This window comes from Promicromonospora sp. MEB111 (genome assembly GCF_030209445.1).
Classification (GTDB): domain Bacteria; phylum Actinomycetota; class Actinomycetes; order Actinomycetales; family Cellulomonadaceae; genus Promicromonospora.
Genome location: NZ_JARVSD010000020.1, coordinates 20,423 through 45,194, shown reverse-complemented (window position 1 = coordinate 45,194; position 24,772 = coordinate 20,423). Strand labels below are relative to the sequence as shown.

At 72.8% G+C, this 24,772-nt stretch carries 22 protein-coding genes; 9 read left to right on the top strand and 13 right to left on the bottom strand.

Annotation, left to right across the window (positions count from 1 at the left end):
* Positions 1–23: 23 nt before the first annotated feature.
* A complete protein-coding gene (locus QRN56_RS23500) occupies positions 24–1,466 on the bottom strand; it encodes a basic amino acid/polyamine antiporter (protein ID WP_285107375.1) in 1,443 nt (480 codons plus the stop codon).
* Positions 1,467–1,693: 227 nt separating this feature from the next.
* Here QRN56_RS23500 and dusB point away from each other — a divergent pair, with 227 nt between their 5' ends.
* Both dusB and QRN56_RS23490 read left to right on the top strand, forming a co-directional pair.
* Complete coding sequence (gene dusB / locus QRN56_RS23495; RefSeq protein WP_502928828.1) at positions 1,694–2,923, top strand: tRNA dihydrouridine synthase DusB; 1,230 nt, start codon at positions 1,694–1,696, stop codon at positions 2,921–2,923.
* 47 nt (positions 2,924–2,970) lie between these two features.
* On the top strand, positions 2,971–4,782 hold the full coding sequence (locus QRN56_RS23490) for a serine/threonine-protein kinase (protein ID WP_285107373.1): 1,812 nt from the start codon (positions 2,971–2,973) through the stop codon (positions 4,780–4,782).
* A gap of 7 nt (positions 4,783–4,789) precedes the next feature.
* On the opposite strand, the gene QRN56_RS23485 is transcribed toward QRN56_RS23490, so the two are convergent.
* Complete coding sequence (locus QRN56_RS23485; protein WP_285107371.1) at positions 4,790–6,064, bottom strand: hypothetical protein; 1,275 nt, start codon at positions 6,062–6,064, stop codon at positions 4,790–4,792.
* Positions 6,065–6,291: 227 nt separating this feature from the next.
* Between QRN56_RS23485 and QRN56_RS23480 the strand changes: the two genes are divergently transcribed.
* Complete coding sequence (locus QRN56_RS23480; RefSeq protein ID WP_285107369.1) at positions 6,292–7,524, top strand: hypothetical protein; 1,233 nt, start codon at positions 6,292–6,294, stop codon at positions 7,522–7,524.
* Positions 7,525–7,608: 84 nt separating this feature from the next.
* On the opposite strand, the gene amaB is transcribed toward QRN56_RS23480, so the two are convergent.
* From amaB to QRN56_RS23445, 7 genes are all read right to left on the bottom strand, one after another.
* The gene (gene amaB / locus QRN56_RS23475) at positions 7,609–9,144 is read right to left on the bottom strand and encodes an L-piperidine-6-carboxylate dehydrogenase (protein ID WP_285107367.1); all 1,536 of its coding nucleotides are present in this window, start codon (positions 9,142–9,144) and stop codon (positions 7,609–7,611) included.
* Positions 9,141–10,550, bottom strand: a complete 1,410-nt coding sequence (hglS, locus tag QRN56_RS23470) for a 2-oxoadipate dioxygenase/decarboxylase (protein ID WP_285107366.1) — start codon at positions 10,548–10,550, stop codon at positions 9,141–9,143. The genes amaB and hglS overlap by 4 nt, the downstream gene beginning before the upstream one ends.
* Positions 10,551–10,566: 16 nt before the next feature.
* The gene (locus QRN56_RS23465) at positions 10,567–11,814 is read right to left on the bottom strand and encodes an NAD(P)/FAD-dependent oxidoreductase (RefSeq protein WP_285107364.1); all 1,248 of its coding nucleotides are present in this window, start codon (positions 11,812–11,814) and stop codon (positions 10,567–10,569) included.
* A 114-nt stretch (positions 11,815–11,928) separates the two neighbouring features.
* Positions 11,929–12,324 carry a Fur family transcriptional regulator gene (locus QRN56_RS23460; RefSeq protein WP_285107362.1) on the bottom strand — a complete coding sequence of 132 codons (396 nt, stop codon included), beginning with the start codon at positions 12,322–12,324 and terminating at the stop codon, positions 11,929–11,931.
* Positions 12,324–13,247: a metal ABC transporter permease gene (locus tag QRN56_RS23455; protein ID WP_285107405.1), complete on the bottom strand. Its 924-nt coding sequence runs from the start codon at positions 13,245–13,247 to the stop codon at positions 12,324–12,326. The genes QRN56_RS23460 and QRN56_RS23455 overlap by 1 nt, the downstream gene beginning before the upstream one ends.
* Positions 13,248–13,255: 8 nt before the next feature.
* A complete protein-coding gene (locus tag QRN56_RS23450) occupies positions 13,256–14,095 on the bottom strand; it encodes a metal ABC transporter ATP-binding protein (protein WP_285107360.1) in 840 nt (279 codons plus the stop codon).
* Entirely contained in the window at positions 14,092–15,060 is a 969-nt protein-coding gene (locus QRN56_RS23445) for a metal ABC transporter substrate-binding protein (protein ID WP_285107358.1), read from the bottom strand. The genes QRN56_RS23450 and QRN56_RS23445 overlap by 4 nt, the downstream gene beginning before the upstream one ends.
* A gap of 146 nt (positions 15,061–15,206) precedes the next feature.
* Here QRN56_RS23445 and QRN56_RS23440 point away from each other — a divergent pair, with 146 nt between their 5' ends.
* Positions 15,207–16,613, top strand: coding sequence for a glycine--tRNA ligase (locus tag QRN56_RS23440; RefSeq protein ID WP_285107356.1), 1,407 nt, complete (start codon positions 15,207–15,209; stop codon positions 16,611–16,613).
* A 36-nt stretch (positions 16,614–16,649) separates the two neighbouring features.
* On the opposite strand, the gene QRN56_RS23435 is transcribed toward QRN56_RS23440, so the two are convergent.
* Positions 16,650–17,372 carry a helix-turn-helix domain-containing protein gene (locus QRN56_RS23435; protein WP_285107354.1) on the bottom strand — a complete coding sequence of 241 codons (723 nt, stop codon included), beginning with the start codon at positions 17,370–17,372 and terminating at the stop codon, positions 16,650–16,652.
* Positions 17,373–17,875: 503 nt separating this feature from the next.
* Between QRN56_RS23435 and QRN56_RS23430 the strand changes: the two genes are divergently transcribed.
* From QRN56_RS23430 to QRN56_RS23410, 5 genes are all read left to right on the top strand, one after another.
* On the top strand, positions 17,876–18,322 hold the full coding sequence (locus QRN56_RS23430; RefSeq protein WP_285107352.1) for a hypothetical protein: 447 nt from the start codon (positions 17,876–17,878) through the stop codon (positions 18,320–18,322).
* A 177-nt stretch (positions 18,323–18,499) separates the two neighbouring features.
* Complete coding sequence (locus QRN56_RS23425) at positions 18,500–19,459, top strand: FecCD family ABC transporter permease (RefSeq protein WP_285107350.1); 960 nt, start codon at positions 18,500–18,502, stop codon at positions 19,457–19,459.
* Entirely contained in the window at positions 19,459–20,523 is a 1,065-nt protein-coding gene (locus tag QRN56_RS23420) for a FecCD family ABC transporter permease (protein ID WP_285107348.1), read from the top strand. The genes QRN56_RS23425 and QRN56_RS23420 overlap by 1 nt, the downstream gene beginning before the upstream one ends.
* Entirely contained in the window at positions 20,520–21,311 is a 792-nt protein-coding gene (locus QRN56_RS23415) for an ABC transporter ATP-binding protein (RefSeq protein ID WP_285107347.1), read from the top strand. Before QRN56_RS23420 ends, QRN56_RS23415 begins: the two co-directional genes overlap by 4 nt.
* Before the next feature lie 138 nt (positions 21,312–21,449).
* Positions 21,450–22,499 (top strand): iron-siderophore ABC transporter substrate-binding protein, encoded by a 1,050-nt coding sequence (locus QRN56_RS23410; protein ID WP_285107345.1) that lies wholly within the window; start codon positions 21,450–21,452, stop codon positions 22,497–22,499.
* A 58-nt stretch (positions 22,500–22,557) separates the two neighbouring features.
* Here QRN56_RS23410 and QRN56_RS23405 read toward each other — a convergent pair whose 3' ends face one another.
* The 3 genes from QRN56_RS23405 to QRN56_RS23395 are packed head-to-tail and all read right to left on the bottom strand — an operon-like array spanning position 22,558 to position 24,766.
* Positions 22,558–23,358, bottom strand: a complete 801-nt coding sequence (locus QRN56_RS23405) for an isoprenyl transferase (RefSeq protein WP_285107343.1) — start codon at positions 23,356–23,358, stop codon at positions 22,558–22,560.
* Positions 23,358–24,104: a DNA repair protein RecO gene (gene recO, locus QRN56_RS23400; RefSeq protein WP_285107341.1), complete on the bottom strand. Its 747-nt coding sequence runs from the start codon at positions 24,102–24,104 to the stop codon at positions 23,358–23,360. Before recO ends, QRN56_RS23405 begins: the two co-directional genes overlap by 1 nt.
* 29 nt (positions 24,105–24,133) lie before the next feature.
* Entirely contained in the window at positions 24,134–24,766 is a 633-nt protein-coding gene (locus tag QRN56_RS23395; RefSeq protein WP_285107339.1) for a hypothetical protein, read from the bottom strand.
* Positions 24,767–24,772 lie beyond the last annotated feature (6 nt).

Here is a 24,772-nt window from a genome sequence, read left to right as displayed (position 1 = left end):
TCCCTTTCAGACGGAGATCGCCTTCAGATGGAGATCGCGCCCGTGGCGAGCGCGACGACGCCGATCACCGCGCCGATCACCGACACGACGAAGATCACCAGCTCGCCCCGGCTGAACACGCGCCGGCCCTGCTCGCGCCGGGTCATCGCGAACAGGATGGTCGCCGGGGCGTAGATCACGAACGACAGCAGCACGAACGTCAGCCCGGCCGCGAAGAGGAGGAACGCGGTGTAGAGCACGGCCAGGCTCGCGATGACGAGGTCGACGGCGGTGCGGGTGCCCTCCGCCGGCCCGCCGCGGCCCAGCGCGAGCTTGAGCGCGAAGCCCGCGGCCAGCAGGAACGGGATGAGGGAGAGCGCGCTGGTCAGGTCCAGCGCGAAGGTGAACGCGTCGTCCGACAGCAGCGTGATGAACAGGACCACCTGGATCAGCGCGGTCGTCAGCAGGAGCGCGGCGCGGGGCACGTCGTTCGCGTCCGACGTCGCGAGGAACCGCGGCATGTCCCGGTCCTTGGCCGCGACGTACAGCACCTCGGACGACATGAGGGTCCACGCGAGGTAGGCACCGAGCACCGACACGATCAGGCCGACGCTCACGAACACGGCACCCCAGCCGCCGACGGCCGCCTCGAGCACGCCCGCCATCGACGGCTGACGCAGCTGCGCGAGCTCCTCCATCGGCAGGATCCCGTACGACACGATCGTCACGGAGGCGAAGATCGCGAGCACCATGAGGAAGCCCAGGACGGTCGCCCGGCCGACGTCCTCCCGGCGACGCGCGTGCCGGGAGTAGACGCTCGCGCCCTCGACGCCGAGAAAGACGAACACCGTGGCCAGCATGGTGCCGCGCACCTGGTCGAACAGCGGGCCGGTGATGCCGTAGCCCTCGAAGTTGTCCGCGAGCACCTGCGGGTCGAGCAGGAACGCCGTGATGAGCACGAACACGATGATGGGCACCAGCTTGGCGACGGTGACGATGCGGTTGATCGCCGTCGCCTCCTTCACCCCGCGGCGCACGAGGAGGTAGAACAGCCACACGCAGGCCGAGGACGCGACGAACGCGACCACGGTGTCGCCCTCGCCGAGCACGGGCAGCACGGCGCCCAGCGTGGACATGATGAGGATCCAGTAGGTGACGTTGCCGACGCAGGCGCTCGCCCAGTAGCCGAACGCCGAGAAGAAGCCGAGGTACTCGCCGAACCCGGCCTTCGCGTACGCGTAGACCCCGGAGTCGAGGTCGGGCTTGCGGATCGCCAGGCGCTGGAAGACGAAGGCGAGCATGAGCATCCCGGTGCCGGCCACCGTCCAGGAGATGAGCGCCCCGAGCACCCCGGTCTCGCCGGCGAACCGGCTGGGCAGCGAGAAGACACCCGCGCCGACCATGGAGCCGACCACCATGGCGGTCAGCGTGGCCACGCTGATCTTCGCCGTGCGGCCCTGCGTGCTGCTCTCCGACTGCTGCGCCATCGCGAGACCCCCATGCGGTCGAGCACGGTCCGGTTGCCCGGTTCACGTCTCCGGCCGCATCGAGCCCCCGCGATGCCACCGGCTCAGCAATTACATACCTGGGGGTAAGAAGTCGGCAAAAGATACGCCAGGAGGTACATGGTGGCCGCACCGTCGCGGCACCGGGGGGACCGTGAGAGCCGCCACAACCCGACGACCCGGGCGCCCACGGATGGAACAATGGCACCGTGACCTCAGTCCTCGACACGACCACCCAGGCGCCCCCAGCCCCCGGCGGGACGTCGGGCACACCGCTGCTCGCGCCCCTCCAGATCGGGCCCATCACCGTGCGGACGCCGGTGGTGCTGGCGCCCATGGCGGGAGTGACCAACCGCGCCTTCCGCACCCTGTGCCGCGAGGCGGGGCAGTCGGCCGGTTTCGACCCGGGCCTGTACGTCGCGGAGATGGTCACCAGCCGCGCGCTGGTGGAGCGCAACGTCGAGGCCCTGCGGATCGTCACGTTCGGCGCGGACGAGACCCCGCGGTCCGCGCAGGTGTACGGCGTGGACCCGGCCACCGTGGGCGCCGCCGTGAAGATCATCGCGGGCGAGGACCGCGCCGACCACGTCGACCTCAACTTCGGCTGCCCGGTGCCCAAGGTGACGCGCAAGGGCGGCGGCGCCGCGCTGCCGTGGAAGCGCCAGCTCTTCACGGACATCGTCAAGGCGGCGGTCGAGGCGGCCGAGCCGCACGGCGTGCCCGTCACGGTCAAGATGCGCAAGGGCATCGACGACGACCACCTGACGTACCTGGAGGCGGGCCGGATCGCGGAGTCGCTCGGCGCCGCCGCCGTCGCGCTGCACGCCCGCACCGCCGCCCAGCACTACTCCGGCCAGGCCGAGTGGGAGGCCATCGCGCGCCTCAAGGAGGCCGTACGGACGGTGCCGGTGCTCGGCAACGGCGACATCTGGTCCGCCGAGGACGCGCTGCGCATGGTCGAGGAGACCGGCGCCGACGGCGTCGTCGTGGGCCGGGGCTGCCAGGGCCGCCCCTGGCTGTTCGCGGACCTCGCCGCCGCGTTCAACGGCTCGGAGCTGCGCGTGCGGCCCGGCCTGCGCGAGGTCGCCGACACGATCTACCGGCACGGCCTGCTCATGGTCGAGTACTTCGACGGCGACGAGGGCAAGGCCATGCGCGACCTGCGCAAGCACATGGCGTGGTACCTCAAGGGCTACGCCGTGGGCGGCGAGAAGCGGCACTCCCTCGCGCTGATCGACACCCTGGCCGAGCTGCGCGAGCGGCTCGACGCCCTGGACCTGGACGCCCCCTACCCCGGGGACGACGCCGAGGGCCCGCGCGGCCGTGCGGGCTCCCCCAAGACCCCGCACCTGCCGTACGGCTGGCTCGACTCCCGGGAGCTGTCCGAGGAGTTCGAGGCCAAGCTCCGCGAGGCGGAGCTGAGCGTCAGCGGCGGCTAGCACCCCCCGGCCGCGGGAGGTCCTCGCCCGTCCGATACGCTCCTCCCGTGCTGTCCGCCGTGGTCCGACGTGTCCGAGTACCTGAGGTCAGGCCCTCCACCGCCGACGACCCGCCCGAGATCGGCGGCTACGAGATCCGGGGACGGCTGGGCCAGGGCGGCATGGGCGTGGTGTACCTCGGGGCCACCCGCAGCGGTCGCCTGCTCGCGATCAAGGTGATCCACCCGGAGCGCACGGGCGAGAGCGAGTTCCGGACCCGGTTCCGCCGTGAGGTGTCGGCCGCGACACGGGTGCGCAGCCGCCGCACGGCCGCCGTCGTCGACTTCGACGTCGACGCGGCCACGCCCTGGCTCGCCATCGAGTACGTGGCCGGGCCCACGCTGGCACAGGCCATCGCCGAGCTGGGGAGCCTGCCCGAGGAGGCCGTCCGCGAGCTCGTCGCCGGTCTCGCCGAGGCCCTCGACGCCGTCCACCGTGAAGGGCTCGTCCACCGCGACGTCAAGCCCACCAACGTGCTGCTCGGCCCCGACGGCCCGGTGCTGATCGACCTCGGCGTGGTCGCCGACTCCGACGCCACCTCGCTGACCACCACGGGAGTCCAGCCGGGGACGCCCCAGTTCATGTCGCCCGAGCAGGCCCGCGGCGAGGCCGTCACCACCGCCACCGACGTGTGGTCGCTCGGCGCCGTGACCCACCTCGCGGCGACCGGGACCCCGCCGTTCGGGACGGGCAGCCTGGCGACGGTCACCTACCGGATCGTGCACGAGCCACCCGCCCTCGACGCGGTGCCGCCCGGCCTGCGCGGCCTGGTGGCGGCGTGCCTGGCCAAGGACGCCGGCGCGCGCCCGACGACGGCGGCGGTGCTCGCCTCTGTCGCCCACCTGCCGTACGTCGAGGCCGAGGTCACGGGCCTGACGAGCTCCGGCCTGGCCGGCGCGGACACGGTGCTGGGCGCGGCGTCGGCGCCGGGCGCCGCGTCGTCGGATCCCCCGCCCACGCCGGGCCGGATCCGCCGCCAGGTCCTGACCGGCCTGGTCGCCCTGGGCCTGGTGCTGGTCGGCGGCGGGGCCGCGGCGGCCCTGGTGCACTTCCTGGGCCCCGACGACACGCCCACCACGCCCCAGGCCGCGGGGTCCGCGCCCGCGGAGCCCTCCGCCACGCCGAGCCCCAGCCCGAGCGCGGAGGAGCCGTCGCAGAAGCCGTCGGCGTCGCCCAGCGCCCCGGCCGCCACGCCCGTCGACGAGCAGGACGCCGGGCCCGCCGAGGAGGAGCAGGCCGCCGCCCTCGCCCAGTTCCGACCGGGCACCGTGTCGATCCCCGCACAGGTCCAGGTGGGCCAGAAGATCACCGCGTGGCCGAAGGGCTGGACGCCGCAGCCGGCCAGTACCGCGTGCGTGTGGAGCATCGGCGGCGAGGAGCGGGACAACCTCGGTTCGTGCAGCTACACCGTCGCGCTCGGCGACGTGGGCAAGCCGGTCCAGGTCCGGCTGACCGCGACCCGGTCGGGCTACGCCGAGGCCGCGGTGCTCTCCGACGCCACCGGCACGGTGCCGCAGCCGTCCGTGCCGCAGCCGAGCTGCTCGGTCCGCATGGACCCCGGCAAGGTGAACTCCGGCTGGATGACCTACTGCGAGGTCGACCAGGACCCCGACGTCACCTACACGTGGTCCTGGGTCGACGTCACCCGTGACGAGACCATCAGGTGGGGGAACTACCCGCCCGGCCGGCGCATCTGGATCGGCGGCGGCCGGGCCGGTCACCAGGCGAGGGTGACGGTGACCGCGGAGCGGGAGGGCTACCGCTCGGCCGAGTTCGGCACGAACTTCACCCTGCCTGACGAGTGGGTCCCCGCCGGCTGACCTCGCCTCACGACCAGCCCGGCGGCGGGACCCGCCCCATGATCGACGCCGCCATGACGATCCCCGGCTCGTCCCGGCCGGATGCCGGCTCGCGGTCCCGCAGCAGTGCCGCGCCGTCCCGCGCCCAGGTGAGACCGGGCCGGCCGGACGCCGCCCGGTACAGCGCGTCCAGGTGGTCCGGGTGGCGCTCGGCGAGCAGGGCCAGCACCCAGGACGGCGCGTCGGGGTCGGCCAGCACCTGCGCCAGCCGCCGCGGCTTCCACGGCAGGAGCGGCGCGGTGTGCACCTCGCGGAGCTGCGCGTACCAGTCGAGCAGCCGCAGCCCCTTGACGGGGTGGTGCACCAGGGCGAACGTCGCGTCGTCGGGGTCGGCCGCGTCGTCGGGCAGCCAACGCTCGTCGCGGAGTGCGCCGAGCAGCGCGAACTCCTCGGCCGGGGCGCCGACGCGGTCCTTGAACCGCAGGCAGCAGTCCACGACGTGCGACGCCGTACCCTCCACGACGACGTCCCCGAACAGGTCGAGGAAGGCCCGGTGGTGGTCGGCGACGAGCTCGCGGGCGCGGGCCAGCGTGCGCGGGTTGCGGAAGGCCGGGCACGGCGACGACGTCAGCAGCGTCACGACGCCGTGCACGACGCCCTCGATGGCGTCCGGCGGGAAGACCGCCGGGGTGCCCGCGAAGATCCAGACCGCCCCGACGGGCAGCACGCGCCCTGACAGCGGCAGGCCGGGCACGAGGGCCACCGCGCGGATCTCGGAGCGCCCCGTGAACACCCGGTAGTCCAGGTCGTCCTCCAGGTTGTGCAGCACCACGTGCTCGTCCACCAGGTCGGTCACGATGAAGTGGCCGAGCACCCCGCCGTCGTGCCACTGCTCCAGGAGCGCACGCTCGGCGGCGTCGACGACGAGGCCGGCCGGGGCGGCGCCGTCGTCCTCGAGGCCCTCGCCAGGCCCGTGGACCGTGCGCGAAGGAGCCTCGCCGAGGAGCCGGCGGACCAGGGACGCGCGCTCCTCCCGCGACCCCGCGTGCACGAGCAGGTCCGTCGCGCAGTCCCGGGTGACGGCGTCGTACCGCTCGGGGTCGACCTCGTCCGCGGGCACGAGGGACTCGGACCGGACGTACGCGACGAGGCGCTCGACCGCCGCCGCGTTGGCGGGCCGCAGCACGTGCGCGGTCAGGCGCCCGGCGAGCCGGGCGGCGAGGTCGAGCCGGTCGCGCAGGCTGAGCCCGTCGAGCGGGCCGACGGCGGTGGTGGTCGGCGTGGACCGAAGTGATGAACTCATAGGGATATCATTCGGCACGAACATCTATCGCGCTCCGCCATGAGGCGTCATTGTGGATAACTGTGAGCCCTTATCGACCAGCTTGCCCGGCCCGCGAACAGGTCGTTCGATAAAAGATTGAGGTCGATCTTCGGCGTGAAGAGCGCATAGGACGCAAAGTAGACGAAGATCAGCCTTGCACCACCCCACCGTCCTCACCTGTTCTGACCGAAAGGGACCTACCCAACATGGCATCGGAGAAACGTCCCCGACGCGTTCCGGCGGTCATCGCCGACACGCGGAGGAACCCGGGCTTCGCCCTGGGTGCCTTCGGGCTCTCGGCCTGGGCCTACATCGGCATGTCGCACACGATCGCTGCCTATGAGGGCCCCCGGCTCGGCTACGCCCTCGGCGTCGCCTACGAGGCACTGGTGATCGGCCTCGCCTGGGAGGGGCGCCGCCGGGCCGACCGCGCGCTCGAGACCGGCCGCCCGGTGTCCGGGCACGCCCGCTGGCTCGGCGGCGCGATCGTCGTCGGCATCCTCTCCGGCGCGCTCGCCGCCTGGCACGGCTGGCTGCTCGGGGAGGGCATCTTCGCCATCTCCCGCGCCGTCGCGCCCGTCCTGGCCGCCGTCGCGGTCCACCTCTTCTTCCAGTCGGCCTCCAGCTCGCGCGCCCTCGACCGGGCCGCGCAGATCCACAACGACCGGCAGACGGCCGTGCTGGACATGCTCGACGCGGTGCGGCTCGCGCAGATCGCCCCCGACGAGGAGCGGGCGGCCCGCATCGCCGACGTGAACGCCGCGGTGGGCCGGGTCCACCGTCACGTGCCCGCGGCCGTGACCGCGGAGGTGACGCGTCCGCACCTGGAGTCGGAGCGCACGATCCGCGACGTGGTCCAGGAGGCCGCGACGCTGGCCGGCGAGTGGATGCCGGAGCCCAACGCACCCCGGCGGACGCCGGAGGAGGCGGCCGCCAGCGGCGCCGCCCTGGCCGAGATGGTGCTGCCGAAGCTCGTCCTGCCCATCAACCCGGAGGACGGGACCCTGGTCGACCCGGTCGAGGCCGACAGCACCGCCGACACCCCGCCGGCCGACGCCGGGACGATCAGCGCCGAGCGGCTGCACCTGGAGGACAAGTATGCGCCCGTGAAGCCGGACCGGACCGCCGTGCCGGTGAGCCCGCCCGCCGAGGCGCCCGCCGCCGACTGGGAGGACCTCTCCCCCGAGGTCGCGCCGACCCCGGCACCGGCGCCCGTCACCGCGCCTGCCCTCGTCGCCGCGCCCACGGAGCCGGCGCCGGCCCTCACCACGGCGCAGATCAGCGAGATCCGCGTGCTCCGGTGGGCGCAGAACCTCAGCATCGAGGAGGTCGCGGCACGCCTCGACGTCCCCATCGCCTCGGTGAACCGGTACGCCCCGAGCACCGACCCGACGACCGAGACCGGTTCCCTCATGGCGATCCCGGCCGCCGTCTCCTGAGCGGCTCCTGACCGGGAGCACGACGACGGCCCGGCCCCACGCGTCAGCACGCGTGAGGCCGGGCTGTCTCGGTCGCCGCGCCGGTCAGCCGAAGTTGACGCCCTGCGCCAGCGGCAGCTCCGTGGAGTAGTTCACCGTGTTGGTGGCGCGGCGCATGTACTGCTTCCACGCGTCCGACCCGGACTCGCGGCCGCCGCCGGTCGACTTCTCGCCGCCGAACGCGCCGCCGATCTCCGCGCCCGAGGTGCCGATGTTGACGTTCACGATGCCGCAGTCGGAGCCCACCTCGGACAGGAAGGTCTCGGCCTCGCGCACGTCCAGCGTGAAGATCGACGACGACAGGCCCTGCGGCACGTCGTTGTGCACGGCGATCGCCTCGGACAGCTCCGAGTACGTCAGCACGTACAGGATCGGCGCGAACGTCTCGCGCTTGACCACGTCGGTCTGCTCCGGCATGCGCACGATCGCCGGGTGCACGTAGGCCGCGTCCTCCGCGCCGGGCACGTCCACGGCCGTGCCACCCACGACGAGCTCGCCGCCCGCCGTCACGGCCTCGTCGATCGCGGCCAGCATGCGGTCGCGCGCGGCGGCGTCGACCAGCGGGCCCACCAGCGTGCCGTCGGTGCGCGGGTCGCCCACGGGCAGGCCGGTGTAGACCTTCGCGAGCCGCGCCACGACGTCGTCCACGATCGACTCGTGCACGATCAGGCGGCGCAGCGAGGTGCAGCGCTGACCGGCCGTTCCGGCGGCGGCGAACACCGCGCCGCGCACCGCGAGGTCGAGGTCCGCCGACGGCGCGACGATCGCACCGTTGTTGCCGCCCAGCTCCAGCAGGTACCGGCCGCCACGGGCCGCGACGACGGGCGCGACCTGCTGGCCCATCCGCTCCGAGCCGGTCGCGGACACGAGCGCGACGCGGGGGTCGGCCACGAGCGCCTCACCGGCCTCGCGGTCGCCGAGCAGGAGCTGCGAGACGCCCGCCGGGAACCCCGCCTCGGCCAGCGCCCGGTCGAGCAGCGCGGAGGCGCCGACCGCGGACAGCAGGGTCTTCTCGCTCGGCTTCCACACCACGGTGTCGCCGCAGACCAGCGCGACGGCCGTGTTCCAGGACCACACCGCGACCGGGAAGTTGAACGCGCTGATCACGCCGACCACGCCCATCGGGTGCCACGTCTCCATGAGGCGGTGGCCGGGCCGCTCCGACGGCATGGTGCGGCCGCCCACCTGGCGCGACAGCCCGACGGCGAAGTCGCAGATGTCGATCATCTCCTGGACCTCGCCCAGGGCCTCGCTGGTGATCTTGCCCGCCTCGATGGTGACGAGCTCCGCGAGGTCGGCCTTGTGCTCGGTGAGCAGCTCGCCGAGGCGCTTGACGACCTGCCCGCGCACCGGAGCCGGCACGGAGCGCCACGTGGTGAAGGCCTCGGCGGCCTCGCCGACGGCGATGGCGGCCTCGGCGGCACCGGCGCGGTGCAGCTCCAGCAGCGGCTGCCCGGACAGCGGCGACACGACGGGCAGGCCCGTCCCGGTGGGCACCGTGGCGCCCAGCCGCTCCAGCGCGGCCAGGGCGGCGTCGTGCAGCTCGGTCGTCAGCGGGCTGTGGGTGGTGGTGCTGGTCATCGCGGTGCTCCCGTTGTGCGGTGGGTGGTGGTGAGGGTGGCCGGGTCGACGCCGAGGGTCTCGGCGGCGGCGGTCAGGGACCTGGCCACCTGGTCGGCGTACAGGTCGAAGGGGTCGTTCAGCTCGCGCCCGAGCGCGCCCGCCATCCAGTCGGCGTCGCGGTCGGTGCCCTCCTGGCTGGCGTCCTTGGCGCCGTCGGACGTGAGGTTGGACTGGAAGATCCCGGCCGCCGAGCGCGGCAGGAAGTCCTCGTAGACGATCGGCTCGCGCACGACGCCGGTGCCGGACGGGTCCACCTCGTAGGTGAACCAGCCGAGCTCCTGGTCGGCCAGCGCGGCCTCGGTCGTGGGGAAGGTCTTCTGCCAGACGGCGCGGGCGAGCTGCTGGCGCTGCGCCTCGGTGAAGCCGGCGTCGCCGGCGCGAGCCGCGGCGGCGGCCTCGTCGATCTCGACCACCGCGGCGTCGTACGCGGCGCGGCCCGCGCGGGTCAGCGCGATGCCGCGGGCCTCGACCTCGCCGAACCGCACGCGCAGGGAGTCGCTGACGATCTCGCCGTCGGCCGTGCGGAAGGTCCGGGGCTCGGCGAGCGCGCGGAACGACGTCTGCCGCAGCAGCACGTCCGGGCCCTCCCAGCGGGGCGGGCCCTGGATCGCGTCGATCATCGTGATGCCGCGGGCCTCCATGCGCGCGTACAGGTCGTCGATGTCCAGCACGCGGGGCGTGAGGTGGTTGATGTGCGTGGAGGCGATGCCGCCGATGTCGGCGGCGACGGCGCTGACCGCCTCCAGCTCGCGGTACCAGGCCTGGTCCACGGGCTCGCGGGACAGCTCGAACGCCTCGGTCGCCAGCCGCAGGAACTCCGTGGCCTGGTCCCCGGGCAGGCCGCCGTCGGCCTCCGCGCGGTCCGCGAGGGCGAGCAGCTCGGGGCCGAACAGGGTGCGGGCGCCGAGGAAGTTCTCCAGGCGCTGCTCCAGGTCGGCCGTGAAGAAGCGGCGGTCGGCGGGCACCAGCATCGAGGTGAACACCCGGAAGGGGTTGCGGGCCAGCTCGGCCCGCTCGACCGGGCGGAACGCCGTGGAGATGACGGGCACGGAGCTGGAGGAGGCGTCCCGCAGGTCGTAGAAGCCGACCGGCTGCATGCCCATCGCGCCGAAGACCCGGGCGACCTGCGCCATCTCGGTGGGGGTGCCCACCCGGATCGCGCCGTGCCGCTCCGCCGTGACACGCGAGATGGAGCCGAGCCGTTCGGCGTCCGCCCCGTGCTGCGCCACGAAGTCGGCGTTGACCTCGTGCGACACGTCGAGCAGCGTGGTGTAGGCGGGAACCTCCTTGCCGTACATGTCCGAGAGGCTGCGCGCGAACGCGGCCCTCAGCTGCCAGGGCTCGAGGAACGTCGGTGCCGACATCGATCTCTCCTTGCCTTCAGATGATGTTCGCCTCGGGGCCTCGTCGCCCCGGGCGCGTGCTGCGAGCGTTCGTGGCGCTCGCCGTGGGTGGGGTGGGGTCGTCGTCGTCCGGCGCGAACCGGTCCGCGCCGAACCCGGACACGTCGATCCGCGGCGTGCGGCCGGCGTACAGGTCGCGCACCACCTCGCCCACGGCGGGGGCCTGGAGGAACCCGTGCCCGGAGAAGCCCGTGGCGTACAGCACGCGGCCGGGCACGCCGGTGGCCTCGCCGATCAGGGCGTTGTGGTCGGGCGTCATCTCGTAGAGCCCGGCCCAGCCGCGCGCGACGGGCACGTCGTCCAGCCCGGGCGCGCACGCGCCGATCGCGCCGCGCAGCAGCGGCAGCCAGCCCGGGTCGTAGGTGCGCTCGAACGCGATCGGCGTGGCCGGGTCCGCGATGCCGAGCAGCAGGCCGCCGGGCTCGGCGTTGTGGAAGTAGAACGTGGTGCCGTAGTCGATGGTGAACGGGATGCGGGGCGGCGCCGGGTCCAGCCGCGGCGTGAACCCGATCTGCCGCCGGTAGGGGTCGACCGGCAGGTCGAGGCCCGCCTTCGTGGCCAGGTCCCGGGTCCAGGCCCCGGTGCACAGCACGACGGCGCCGGTGCGCACGCGGCCCTGGCTGGTCCAGACGGCGACCACGGCGTCGCCCCGCGTCTCGACGTCGGTCACGGTGACGTGGGTGCGGACCGTGGCGCCGTGCCGCTCGGCGCCGTCCGCGTAGCCCTCGACGACGGCCTTCGGGTGCGCGAACCCGTCGCGCGCGGCGTAGGCGGCCCCGGCGTAGCGGTCGGCGTCGACGTACGGGTTGAGCCGGCGCACCTCGTCGTGGCCGAGCATGCGGCTGGCCACGCCGCGCTCGTTCTGCATGGCCACGGACTCCTCGAACAGCGCGACGTCGTCGGCGGTCGGCAGGAGGAACAGGTAGCCGGGCTGCTGCAGCCCGATGTCCGCGCCGGGACGCGCGGCGAAGTCCTCGTACAGGTCCAGGCTGCGGTTGCCGAGGTCGACGTTGGCGGGGTCGGAGAACTGGGCGCGCACTCCCCCGATCGGCTTGCCCGAGCTGCCCGAGGCGAGCTCGTCGGCCTCCAGGAGGAGCACGTCGACGCCGTCCTCGGCCAGGTGGAACGCCACGGACGCGCCGAGCGCGCCGCCGCCGACCACGACGACGTCGGCGCGCCCGGGCAGCCGTCCCCGACGGTCCGCGGGGCGCCGTACTGAGGTCATGCACGCATCCTGCCACGGGCTCCGGCCGGAAATGGCCGACACCGGAATTGTTCTTGCGAGACGGGCCCGACCCGGGGGAATCAGGTGCCGATCGGGGCCCGCACCGTCGTCAGATCAGTGCGCCGCCGCGCGGCAGTCCGCGCACGTGCCCCACAGCTCGATCGTGTGCTCGATGTCGTCGAAGCCCTGGGCGGCGGCGACCTTCGAGGCCCAGGCCTCGACCGTCGGGCCGTCGATCTCGACGGTCCGGCCGCACATCCGGCACACCAGGTGGTGGTGGTGCTCGCGGCGGGCGCACCGGCGGTACAGGCTCTCGCCGTCCTCCGCGCGCAGGACATCCACCTCGCTGGCCTCGGCGAGCGCCTGCAGGGCGCGGTACACGGTTGCCAGCCCCACGGACTCGCCCCGGGCGCGCAGCGCCTCGTGGAGCTGCTGGGCCGAGCGGAAGTCGGCGAGCTCGTCGAGCGCCTCGACGACAGCGGTGCGCTGGCGGGTCATGCGTGCGGTCATCAGCGGCACTCCTTCGCGGCGGCGGCCGCACGTTCGGTGGCGGCCGCGGGCAGGTCGACGTCGTCGGGCAGGTCGGGATGCGGGTCGTGCGCGGGGCGCCGTCGGCTCAGGAGCGGCGCCAGCAGGGAGACCACCGCGTACACGGCGATGGCCAGCACCACGATAGTGGCGCCGGGTGAGACGTTGTACCAGTAGGTGATGCTCAGGCCCGTCAGGCAGACGACCACGCCGACCACGCACGCGGTGAGCATGGTGCGCCCGAAGGCGTGCGTGACCTGCTGCGCGATGGCGACGGGCACGATCATGAGCGCGCTGACCAGCAGCAGCCCGACCACGCGCATGGCCACCGTCACGGTGAGGGCCGACACGACGGCCACCACGACGTTCAGCGCCCAGACCGGCAGGCCGGAGGCGATCGCGAACTCCTCGTCGTGGCTCACCGAGAAGAGCGCGTGCCGCAGGCCCACGCCGATCGCGAGGACCACGGCGGAGAGCACGACGGTGAGCCAGAGGTCGGCGTCGGACACCGTGGAGATCGAGCCGAACAGGTAGGTCATGAGGTTCCCGGAGGAGCCGCCGGCGATGCCGATGAGCAGCACGCCGCCCGCGATGCCGCCGTAGAACATGATGGCGAGCGCGAGGTCGCCCGACGTGCGGCCGCGGCGGCGGACCACCTCGATGAGCACCGAGCCGACCACCGCGGCGACCACGGCGCCGGGGATCGCGAGGGCGTCGTTCGGCGTGAGGCCCATGCCCGCGCCGACGAGCCAGCCCAGAGCGACGCCGGTCAGGGCGACGTGCCCGATGCCGTCGCCGAGCAGGGAGAGCTTGCGCTGCACCAGGTAGGTGCCCACGACGGGCGCCGTGACGCCGACCAGGAGCGCGGCCAGGAGGGCCCGCTGCATGAACGGGTCCGTGAGCATGAGCGTGATCACGGGCGCACCTCCAGGTCGAAGGCCCTGGACTCGGCGGGGTCGAGGGAGTTGTCGTCGGCGTGCGGGTGCTGGTGGCGGTGCCCCGCACGGTCGTGGTCGTGCCGGGCCTGCGGCGGGGCGCCGTCGTGCACGACCTTGCCGTGCTTGAGCACGACGGCGCGCGTGACGAGCGGTTCGAGCTCGCCCAGCTCGTGCAGCACCACGAGCACCGTGAGGCCGCCGTCGACCAGCCGCCGCATCGTGGTGGCGAACGCCTCCTGGCTGGCGACGTCCACGCCCGCGACGGGCTCGTCCAGCACGAGCAGGTCCGGCTCGCGGACCAGGGCGCGCGCGATGAGGATGCGCTGCTGCTGGCCGCCCGACAGGAGGTGCACCGGGTCGTGCACGCGGTCGGCGAGGCCCACCTGCTCGAGGGCCGCCGCGACGCGGTCGCGCCAGCCGCGCGGCAGGCTCAGGCGGCGCCCGTGCAGCAGGCCCGAGGCGACGACCTCCTGGGCCGTCGACGGGATGCCGCCGCCCGCCCCGGCGCGCTGCGGCACGTAGCCGACGCGGCCCCAGTCGACCGTCCCGCCCCGCCCGCCGGCGCCGAGGGGCTCGCCGAGCAGCCGCACGGTGCCCTCGGACGGCACGTTGATGCCCACCAGCGACTTGACCAGCGTGGACTTGCCGGATCCGTTCGCGCCGAGCAGCGCGACGACCTCGCCGGGCTCGACCGTCAGGTCGATGCCGCGCAGGATGTGGCTCGCGCCCGCACGGAAGTGCAGGCCGCGCGCCTCGATCACGGGTTCGCTGGTCTCGGTCACCTGCTCAGTCTCCACCCGTCCGGTGTTCGTCATGCGCAGACCAGTCCCTCCTCGAGCGCGGCGAGGTTGGCCCGCATCACGGAGACGTAGTCGTCACCCGCGGCCGAGGCCTCCTCCGACAGACCCTCCAGCGGGTCCAGCACGGCCGTGTCCACGCCCAGGTCGGCGGCCAGGGTCTCGGTGACCTTGGGGCTCACCAGCGTCTCCGAGTACAGCGTCTTGACGCCGTTCTCCCTGACCACGGCGCCGATCTCGCGCAGGCGCGCCGGGGACGGCTCCGCCTCGGGGTCGAGCTCGGAGATGCCCACCTGCTCCAGCGCGTACCGGTCGGCGAGGTAGCCGAACGCCGCGTGGCTCGTCACCAGCGTCGCGCCCTGACAGGCGGCGAGGCCGTCCGCCATCTCCTGGTCCAGCCCGTCGAGCTGCTCGCCCAGCCGGAGCGCGCCGGCGGCGTACTCGTCGGCGTGCTCCGGGTCCACGGCGGACAGCTCGTCGGCGACGGCCTGCCCGACGGCGGCCAGCCGGCTCGGGTCCAGCCAGAAGTGCGGGTCGGTCGAGCCGTGGTCGTGCCCGTCGCCCTCCTCGGCGTGCTCCGCGTGCTCCTCCTCGGTCTCCTCCGCGTGCTCGACGAGCCCGGTGGCGTCCGCGGCGTCGACCACGTGCTCCGGCGCGCGGGACTCGACGCCCTCGTCGACGGCGGCCTGGAAGCCGGAGAGGTAGACCACCAGGTCGGCGGTGCCGATCTCGCGGACCTGCGCCGGCGACAGCTCCAGGTCGTGCGGCTCGGCGGCCGGCGGCGTGAGGTTGTCGACCGTGACCAGGTCCCCGCCGATCTGCTGCGCCACATACTGGAGCGGGTAGAAGGACGCGAGCACGACGACGCCGTCGGACGCCCCGCCCGCACCGCCCGCCGCCTGGGTGGAGCAACCCGCGAGGGTCGCCGCACCGGCGAGGACGAGGCTGGTCAGGGCGGCGCCGGTGGCGCGAGTCGAAGTCATGAGAACGATTCTCACGCTTGTTGAGAACGATTGTCAAAGATCGGGATCGAGAGGTCGGTCACGCGCTTTTTCGCGCGGGCCCCGACCGGCCCGGACGGTAGGCTGGGCGGACGTTACTTCCACCTGTTCCCCTGGAGAGATCCCTCGTGTCCGACAAGTCAGTGCGCTCTGCGCAGACCGCCAAGCTCGACGCCGTCGTCTCGCTCGCGAAGCGACGAGGTTTCGTCTTCCCGTCGGGCGAGATCTACGGCGGTACGCGCTCTGCGTGGGACTACGGACCCCTCGGCGTGGAGCTCAAGGAGAACATCAAGAAGCAGTGGTGGCGCGCGATGGTCACGAGCCGGGACGACATCGTCGGCCTCGACTCGTCGGTCATCCTGCCGCGCCAGGTGTGGGTGGCCTCCGGCCACGTCGGCGTGTTCACCGACCCGCTCACCGAGTGCCTCTCGTGTCACAAGCGGTTCCGTGAGGACCAGATGATCGAGGAGTTCGAGGAGAAGAAGGGCCGCGCCCCCGAGGGCGGCCTCGCCGAGATCGTCTGCTCCAACTGCGGCACCCGCGGCCAGTGGACCGAGCCCCGCGACTTCAACATGATGCTGAAGACGTACCTCGGCCCCGTCGAGGACGAGTCCGGGCTGCACTACCTGCGCCCCGAGACCGCGCAGGGCATCTTCGTGAACTTCGCCAACGTCGCCGCCGCGGCCCGCAAGAAGCCGCCGTTCGGCATCGGCCAGATCGGCAAGTCGTTCCGCAACGAGATCACGCCGGGCAACTTCATCTTCCGCACGCGCGAGTTCGAGCAGATGGAGATGGAGTTCTTCGTCAAGCCGGGCGAGGACGAGGAGTGGCACCAGTACTGGATCGACTACCGCACCGACTGGTACACGGACCTCGGCATCTCGGCCGACAACCTGCGCCACTACGAGCACCCCAAGGACAAGCTGTCGCACTACTCGACCCGCACCGTGGACATCGAGTACCGCTTCGGCTTCCAGGGCAGCGAGTGGGGTGAGCTCGAGGGCATCGCGAACCGCACGGACTTCGACCTGAAGACCCACACGGAGAGCTCGGGCAAGGACCTGGCGTACCGCGACCCGGTGACCAACGAGAAGTACTTCCCGTACGTCATCGAGCCCGCCGCCGGCCTGACCCGGTCGCTCATGGCCTTCCTCGTCGAGGCGTACGCCGAGGACGAGGCGCCGAACACCAAGGGCGGCGTCGACAAGCGCACGGTCCTGCGCCTGGACCCGCGCCTGGCCCCGATCAAGGCCGCGGTGCTGCCGCTGTCCAAGACGGCGGACCTGCTCCCGGCGTCCGAGAAGCTGGCCGCGGAGCTGCGCAAGTACTGGAACGTCGACTACGACGTGACCCAGGCGATCGGCAAGCGCTACCGCCGGCAGGACGAGATCGGCACGCCGTTCTGCATCACCGTCGACTTCGACACCCTCGACGACCAGGCCGTCACCATCCGGCACCGTGACACCATGCAGCAGGAGCGCGTCGCCCTGGACAAGGTCGTCAGCTACCTGGCGGGCCACCTCGTCGGCGCCTGACGCCCAGGCCCCTGACGCCTCGGGGCCTGAGCCCGGCTAACCACGCGCGTCCTGCGCCTGCTCCCGCAGCAGGCGCAGGACGCGCGCCGCGTCACGGTCCGTGGTGTCGATCTCGTGCAGCGGCTGCACCCGCAACGGCCCGTGCTCGCCGTTGTCGATCAGGACGTGCCGCGCGACGTCCTCGGCCGGCGCGAACCGAATCGGTGTCTCGTGGAAGAAGCCGTGCACCATGATCCAGCCGTCGGGACACTCGACCTCGATCAGGTCGTACACCTCCTGCGGCGTGCGGGGCCAGGCGGTCCCCACCCAGCCCGCCGGCCGAAAGCGGATCCGGTCGTGTCGGAGCTTGTCGGCGAGCCAGTCGGTCGTGCGCTCCGTGTTCGCGACGGCGACCTGAGGGTCGCCGGCGTCGACGGGCGCACCGAGCAGCGCTGCCGCCGCGAGCCCTTCGATCCGGAGGTCCAGGCCCACCAGGTCCTCGATCTGCTCGACCGCGAAGAAGACGCGATCGGCCAGGTCCGGATCGTGCCGGTGCTCGACGATCTGGCGGCGGATGTCCTCGTCGAGGGGCTCCAGCTCCAGCCGGACCTGCTTGCCCAGCGCGGCGAGGATCTCCCGCAGCGACCCGAAGCTGGGTGTCCGCACGCCTGCCTCGAGCTGGGAGATCGATGCCCGGGACCGGCCGACCCGGCGCCCGAGCTCCTCCTGCGTGAGCCGGGCCTCCTGGCGGGCCTCCTTGATCAGTGCGGCGAGATCCATCCCACGATCGTGTCAGCGATCGGGCCCGCGAGCCGGGCGGGGTCGACGCGCCTGTGGACAACCTCGATCCCGCAGGCGTCGGTCCGCTCGTGCCGCGTCCGGCGTGCCTCGTCCGGCGTGCCCTGTCCGGCGCGCCCTGTCCGGCCGGCTCGTCGCCGTGCACCGCCGGGGAAGACCTCTGTCAGCCAGGTGGGTAACGGAGATGTAGCAGTGCTAGCTCTGCGTTACGTACCTGGCTGGCAGAGGTCTTCCCCGGAGGTGCCCGCACGGCGCGGGGAGATCGTCCCGGCGTCGGTTCACCCGGGTGAGGTCGGCTCGAATCAGGTCATACCGTGCGGTGAGCGGGCTTGAGAACTCGTAGCGTGCCCCGTCCGGGGCGCCCCGAGTCATCGAAGAGGTTGGCCTCATGATCCGCCGCACCATCGTCGCCCTGGTGAGCGTGCTCGCGCTCGCTCTCACGGCGTCGGGCCCCCGCGCAGGCAGCGACCGTCTACTCCACGAACGTGACGCTCGACGCGAAGCCCGAGCCGGTCGCGAAGAACAAGACGGTCACGCTCAAGGGGACGCTCAAGTACAAGAAGGACGGTCAGTGGCGCGCCCTGCCCACGACGAAGGTCCTGACCGTGACCTTCGACCCGTCCGGGCCGGACGAGCCGCGCAAGATCGGCCTCGTCCGGACCACGCGCACCGGCGCCTACACCTACAAGGCCACGGCGTCGCGCTCGGGCAAGTGGACGGTGAGGTACGCGGGCAAGGCGGGCTCCTTCCGGGCCGACTCCGCCGCGGACGCCGTCTGCGTGTACTCGGCCGGACGGTGGCAGTGCCCCGTCTCGCCGACCAACCCCGACCTCGACTGCAAGGACATCGGCAAGACGGTCTGGGTCGGCACCAAGGACTACCACGCGCTCGACGCCGACAACGACGGCTGGGGCTGCGACTCGTACTCCTGATCTCCTGCCCGGCGGGTGCGCCCGGTCGTCCGAGCTCCGGTGACCGGGCGCACGTACCGACCATGCCGGACCGTGTGGAATGCTTAGGCAATGCTTACCTCACCTGCGGCTGCGCCCGCGGGACGCCGTGAGGGTGCGGAAGCCGTAGCCCAGCGTGCCCGACGTCGGACGTTCGCGTTGCTCACGGCGCTTGCCGCCCTGCTGCTCGTCGTCCTGGCGAGCCTCGCGCTCGGCGTCCGCGACATCAACCCGGCCGAGGTCTGGCGAGCGCTGACCGCACCCGTCGCTGGGCTCATGGACCACGACGTGGTGCTGGAGCAGCGCCTGCCCCGCACCATCGTGGGCCTGGCGGCGGGCGTCGCGCTCGGCACGGCGGGCACGCTGATCCAGGGCGTCACCCGCAACCCGATCGCCGACCCCGGCCTGCTGGGGCTGAACTCGGGAGCGTCGCTGGCGGTCGTGTGCGCGGTCTGGCTGCTGGGCATCACCTCGCCCCTCGGTTACGTCTGGTTCGCGTTCCTGGGGGCCGCCGTCGCGGCAGCGATCGTCTTCTCGGTGGGACGCGGCCAGCCGGTGCGGCTGGCGCTGGTCGGGGCCGCGGTGACCGCGCTGATCACACCGCTGATCACCCTGGTGCTGCTGCGCGACCAGCAGGCGTTCAACCTGTACCGGTTCTGGTCGGTCGGCTCCCTGACGGGCCGGGGCCTCGACACCGTCACGGCGCTGTGGCCGTTCATCGTGGTCGGCCTCGTGCTCGCGGCCGCGCTCGCGCACCGGCTCAACATGCTGGCCCTCGGGGACGACGTCGCCACGGCGCTCGGCCAGCGGGTCGGCACCACGCGCGCCCTCGCGGCCGTCGCGATCGTGCTGCTCGCGGGCACCGCGACGTCGCTCGCCGGGCCCATCGCGCTCGTCGGGCTCGTGGTGCCGCACGCGGCCCGGCGCCTCGTCGGCACGGACTACCGCTGGGTCATGGCGGTCGGCGCCCTCCTGGGCCCGGTGATGCTGCTGACCGCGGACGTCCTCGGCCGGCTGATCCTGCCCCGCTCCGAGCTCGAGGCCGGTGTGGTCGCGGCGCTCCTCGGCGCTCCGGTGCTCGTCGCCGTCGCGCGCAGCAGGAACGTGGTGGGGGCCTGATGTCCGCACCCGCTCCCGCCACCCCCACGCGGGTCACCGACACCACGGTCACCACCGTCGCCGACCTGCGCACCCTCCGCCGCCGCCGGCAGGCGCTCGTCGTGTCCGGGATGGTGCTCGTGGTGCTCGTCGCCGGGACCGCGGCGCTCCTGATGGGCGCGGCCGGCCTCACGCCGGGCCAGGCGATCTCCGGCGTGTTCGGCCTCGGCGACAAGGGCGACGTCTTCGTCGTCCAGAAGCTCCGTCTGCCCCGCATCGAGGCGGCCGTCGTGGTCGGTGTGGCGTTCGGCCTGGCCGGCGCCCTCTTCCAGTCGACCCTGCGCAACCCGCTCGCCTCCCCCGACATCCTGGGCATCTCCACCGGCGCCAGCCTCGGGGCCGTGATCGGTGTGCTCGTCCTGGGGCTGAGCGGCATGGCGCTGTCCGGCCTGGCGTTCGCCGGCGCGGGCGTCGTCGCGCTCGCGATCTGGCTGCTGGCGTGGCGCAAGGGGCTGCACTCGATCCGGTTCGTGCTGGTCGGCGTCGGGTTCGCCTACCTGGGCTCCTCGCTGATCGCCTGGGCCATGGCCCGGTCGCAGGAGCACGAGGCTGCGGCGGTCCTGATCTGGACCGTCGGCTCGGTGTCCGACGTCCGCGGCGAACAGCTCACGCTCGTCGCCGCCGGGACGCTCGTGCTGTGCGCCGCGGCCGCCGTCGTCTCGCGGACGCAGGGGCCGCTCGCCCTCGGCGACGACAACGCGCGCGCCCTGGGGGTGCACGTGGACGCCGCCCGGGTCGGTGCCCTGCTGCTGGCCGTCGCGCTCGTCGCGCTCGCGACCAGCGCCGCCGGCCCCATCGCGTTCGTCGCCCTGGTCGCACCCGCCATCGCGCGCCGCCTGGTGAACGACGGCGGGGCCGCCCTCGTCGCTTCGGCCGCGACCGGCGCCGCCCTGACCCTGGCCGCCGACGTGATCGCGCAGCACGGGCTGCTCGGCGTCGCCGCCCCCGTCGGGATCGTCACGGGGCTCGTGGGCGCCCCCTACCTGCTGTGGCTGCTCGCCACGACCGAGAAGAGGAGCCGATGACCAACCTGCGCGCCGAGGGCGTCAGCCTGGGCTACGACGGCCTGAGGGTCATCGAGAACCTCGACCTGACACTGCCCGACGGCAAGATCACCGCCGTCGTCGGGCCGAACGCCTGCGGCAAGTCCACGCTGCTGCGCGGGCTGGCCCGCCTGCACCCGCTCGACGGCGGCCGCATCACGCTGGGCGGCGCCGACATCACGCAGATGCCGCGCAAGGAGCTGGCCCGCAAGATCGGCATGCTGCCACAGTCTTCCATCGCGCCGGACGGCGTGCGGGTCGCCGAGCTGGTCAGCCGCGGCCGGTACCCGCACCAGGGCTGGTTCGGCCGCCACTCCTCCGACGACGACGCCGTGGTCACCACGGCGCTGGAGTCCACCGGCGTGGCCGAGCTCGCGGACCGGCCCGTCGCCGAGCTCTCGGGCGGGCAGCGGCAGCGCGTGTGGATCGCCATGGTGCTGGCGCAGCAGACCGACATCGTGCTGCTCGACGAGCCGACCACCTTCCTCGACGTGCGCCACCAGCTCGACCTGCTGGACCTGCTCACGGAGCTGAACCGGAACCAGGGGACCACGGTCGCGATGGTGCTGCACGAGCTCAACCTCGCCGCCCGGTATGCCGACCACCTGGTCGTGATGTCGGCCGGCCGGATCGTCGCCGAGGGGCTGCCGTCCGACGTGCTGACCCGCGAGGTGGTCGACGAGGCGTTCGGGCTGCGCGCCCAGGTCGTGCCCGACCCCGTGGCGGGCTCGCCGCTCGTGGTCCCGGTCGGGCGCTACCACTCGAAGTAGTGACGCCCGACGGGGGCGTGGTTTACCTCACTCGGACCTCCCTCAATTTCGCAACATCCCCGTGACCTATTGTGGTTAGGGTTACCTCATCTCGACCGGCGCCCGCCGGTCGTTCGACTGAACACCCCGGGAGAAACCGTGCGACCTCGCCGATCCCTCGCAGCGGCCGTCGGCCTCGTCGCCGCGTCCGCCCTCGCCCTCGCGGGCTGCGCGTCCGAAGAGCCGGCCGGCAGCGACGCCGCCACGCCGTCCGCCGGTGCCTCCGGCGTGACCGACGAGTTCCCCCTGACCATCGAGCACGCGCTCGGCGAGACCACCATCGAGGAGGCGCCCGAGCGCGTCGCCACCTGGGGCTGGGGCTCGACCGAGGCCGCGATCGCGGCGGGCGTCTTCCCGGTCGCCGTCGCCGAGCAGACCTGGACGGTCGGCGAGGGCAACCTCCTGCCGTGGGTCGAGGAGGCCTACGACGAGGCGGGCGTGGAGCACCCCACCGTGCTGACCGACGCCGAGGCCGGCGCAACCGTGCCCTACGAGGAGTTCGCGGCCGCCGAGCCCGACGTCATCATCGCGACGTACTCGGGCCTCACGCAGGAGCAGTACGACCTGCTCAGCGAGATCGCCCCGACCGTCGCCTACCCGGAGACGGCCTGGCAGACGCCGTGGGACGAGATCATCACCGCCACGGACGCCGCCCTGGGCCGCAGCGCCGCCGGTGAGGCCAAGGTCCAGGAGATCAACGACTACCTGGCCGAGCAGGCCGAGGCGCACCCCGAGTTCGCGGGCAAGACGGTCGCTGCGATCGTCGACTCGCCCGACGAGGGCCTGATCTACGTGTACCGGGCCGGCGACCCGCGCGCCGGGTTCCTGGAGGGCCTCGGCTTCGAGACCGCCCCGGCCGTCGAGGAGCTCGCGCCGGACGACGGCTCGTTCTTCTACACGCTGTCGTACGAGGAGCTGGACAAGCTCGAGTCCGACCTGGTGGTGGCCTACACGTACACCGAGGAGGAGGCCGCGGCGCTCCCCGACAAGAAGGAGCTCCAGGCCCTGCCCGCCGTCAAGAACGGCATGGTGGCACAGCAGGTCGGCACCGTCGCGGTCTCGGCCGTCTCGCCGCCCACGGCCCTCTCGGTCGAGTACCCCGAGGGCATGCCCCTGCTGATCGACTCGCTGGCCGAGACGCTCGGCTGACGATCCGCTGAGTGCGGGGCTTCTGTGGGGCCGACACCCCACAGAAGCCCCGCACTCGTCACTTCCCGGTGTCGGGCTTGTCGAGCGCCCCGCCGTACCGCCGGTCGCGCTTCGCGTACTCCTCGACGGCGTGCCAGAGGTGCCGGCGGTCGACGTCGGGCCAGGGCTCGTCGAGGAACACCATCTCGGCGTACGCCGCCTGCCACAGCATGAAGTTGGACGTGCGCTGTTCGCCGGACGAGCGCAGGAACAGGTCCACGTCGGGCACGTCGGGCAGGTACAGGTACTTCTGCACCGTCTTCTCGTTGATGCGCCTCGGGTCCAGCCTGCCCGCGGCGGCGTCCCGGGCCATGGCCGCGGCCGCATCGGCCAGCTCGGCCCGGCTGCCGTAGTTGACGCACATCGTCAGCGTGCAGAGGTCGTTGTCCTTGGTGCGCTCCTCGGCCTCCAGCAGCACGTCGATCACGGACTTCCACAGCTTCGGACGGCGTCCGGCCCACCGGATCCGCACGCCCCACGACGCCATGACGTCGCACTGGCGCTTCATGACCTCATGCGTGAAGTTCATCAGGAAGCGCACCTCCTCGGGCGAGCGCTTCCAGTTCTCCGTGCTGAACGCGTACGCCGAGACGTACTCGACACCCACGTCGACGGCCCCCGCCACGACGTCGAGCAGGGAGTTCTCGCCCGCCCGGTGCCCCTCGATCCGCGGCAGGCCGCGCGCGTTGGCCCAGCGCCCGTTGCCGTCCATGACGACGGCGACGTGGCGCGGCAGGAACTCCTTGGGGATCCGCGGGGCCTGCTCGCCGGACGGGTGCGGGAACGGCTTGACCAGCTCCCGGTTCGCGTTCCGGGCCATCAGCGCTCCACCATCTTCAACGATCGCAACGTTCTCTCCAGGTAGTACTGGCCGTAGGCGGCGACGATGCCGCTCGCCTCCTTGCGGTGCCGCGCGTCGGACGCGTCGGCGGTCGCCCAGTCGCCCGCGAGCAGCGAGGACAGCAGGGCGAAGGTCTCGGGCGCGGGGGCTGTGGAGCCCGGCGGCCGACAGCGCGGGCAGACGGCGCCGCCCTGCGCCACGTTGAACGAGTGGTGCGGCCCGGGCTCGCCGCAGCGCGCGCAGTCCTCGAACGACGGCGCCCAGCCGGCCACCGCGAGGGCCCGCAGCAGGTACGAGTCCAGCACCAGGCCGGCGTCGTGGTGCCGCTCGGACAGCGCCCGCAGGCCCCCGGCGAGCAGCCAGTACTGCTGCACCGCCGGCTCGTTCTCCTGCGCGACCAGCCGGTCGGCGGCCTCCAGCATCACCGTGCCGGACGTGTACAGGCCGTAGTCCTCGCAGATGGAGCGGGCGTAGGCCCCGATGGTCTCGACCTGCGTCACCGTGTCCAGCCCCATGCCCGGCCGCGGGTTACGACCCGTGTGGAGCTGCACGTCGACCGCCATGAACGGCTCCAGGCGCGCCCCGAACTTGGACGACGTGCGCCGCACGCCCTTGCCCACCCCGCGCACCTTGCCGTGCTCGCGCGTCAGGAACGTGACGATGCGGTCCGCCTCGCCCAGCTTCTGGGTGCGCAGCACGATCGCGTCGTCTCGGTACAGGGGCACAGAGCCATTCTGCCCCCAGTCACCGACACTCAGGCACGCTCGACGAACCGGGTCCCGTCCGGCGTCAGCTCCGGCTCCCACACGAACCGGTGGATCACGTGCTTCTCCAGGATCCAGCGCGCCAGCAGTGCGACGCCGCCCCAGATCACGAAGAGCAGGAGGGTCTGGAGGAAGTTGATGCTGATCTTGTCGAAACCGGTCAGTGCCAGCGTGGGGATCAGGAAGATCAGGCCGAGGAACGCGGGCAGGAGCTGGATGCCGACCCACTGCACCACCGAGAGCATGTCGACCCGGCGCTCGGCCACCACGCCGTGGTAGTCCATCACGTTGACCACGTGGTCGGCGCGCCACTTGGCGACGTGCCGGGCGACCGTCCACTGCGCGTCCCGCGCCTCCAGGGCGGCGCTGCCCGTCGGCAGCCAGATCCCGAGGATCTGGTGGATCTCGGCGGGCGTCAGGTACCCCTTGTCAAGGATCGCCAGGCTGTGCACGGGCGGCTGCCGGGTGTTGGTCGGCAGCACCAGGGCGGCCAGGAACAGCAGCACGCCGCCGGTCCCGAGCAGGCCCACCAGCGCGTCCGGGAGCCACGGCAGGAGCAGTGTCGCGGTGGCGAACGCCAGGGCGCCGAGCAGTGCGCAGACGATGCGGTTCTTCATGGTCATGGTAGG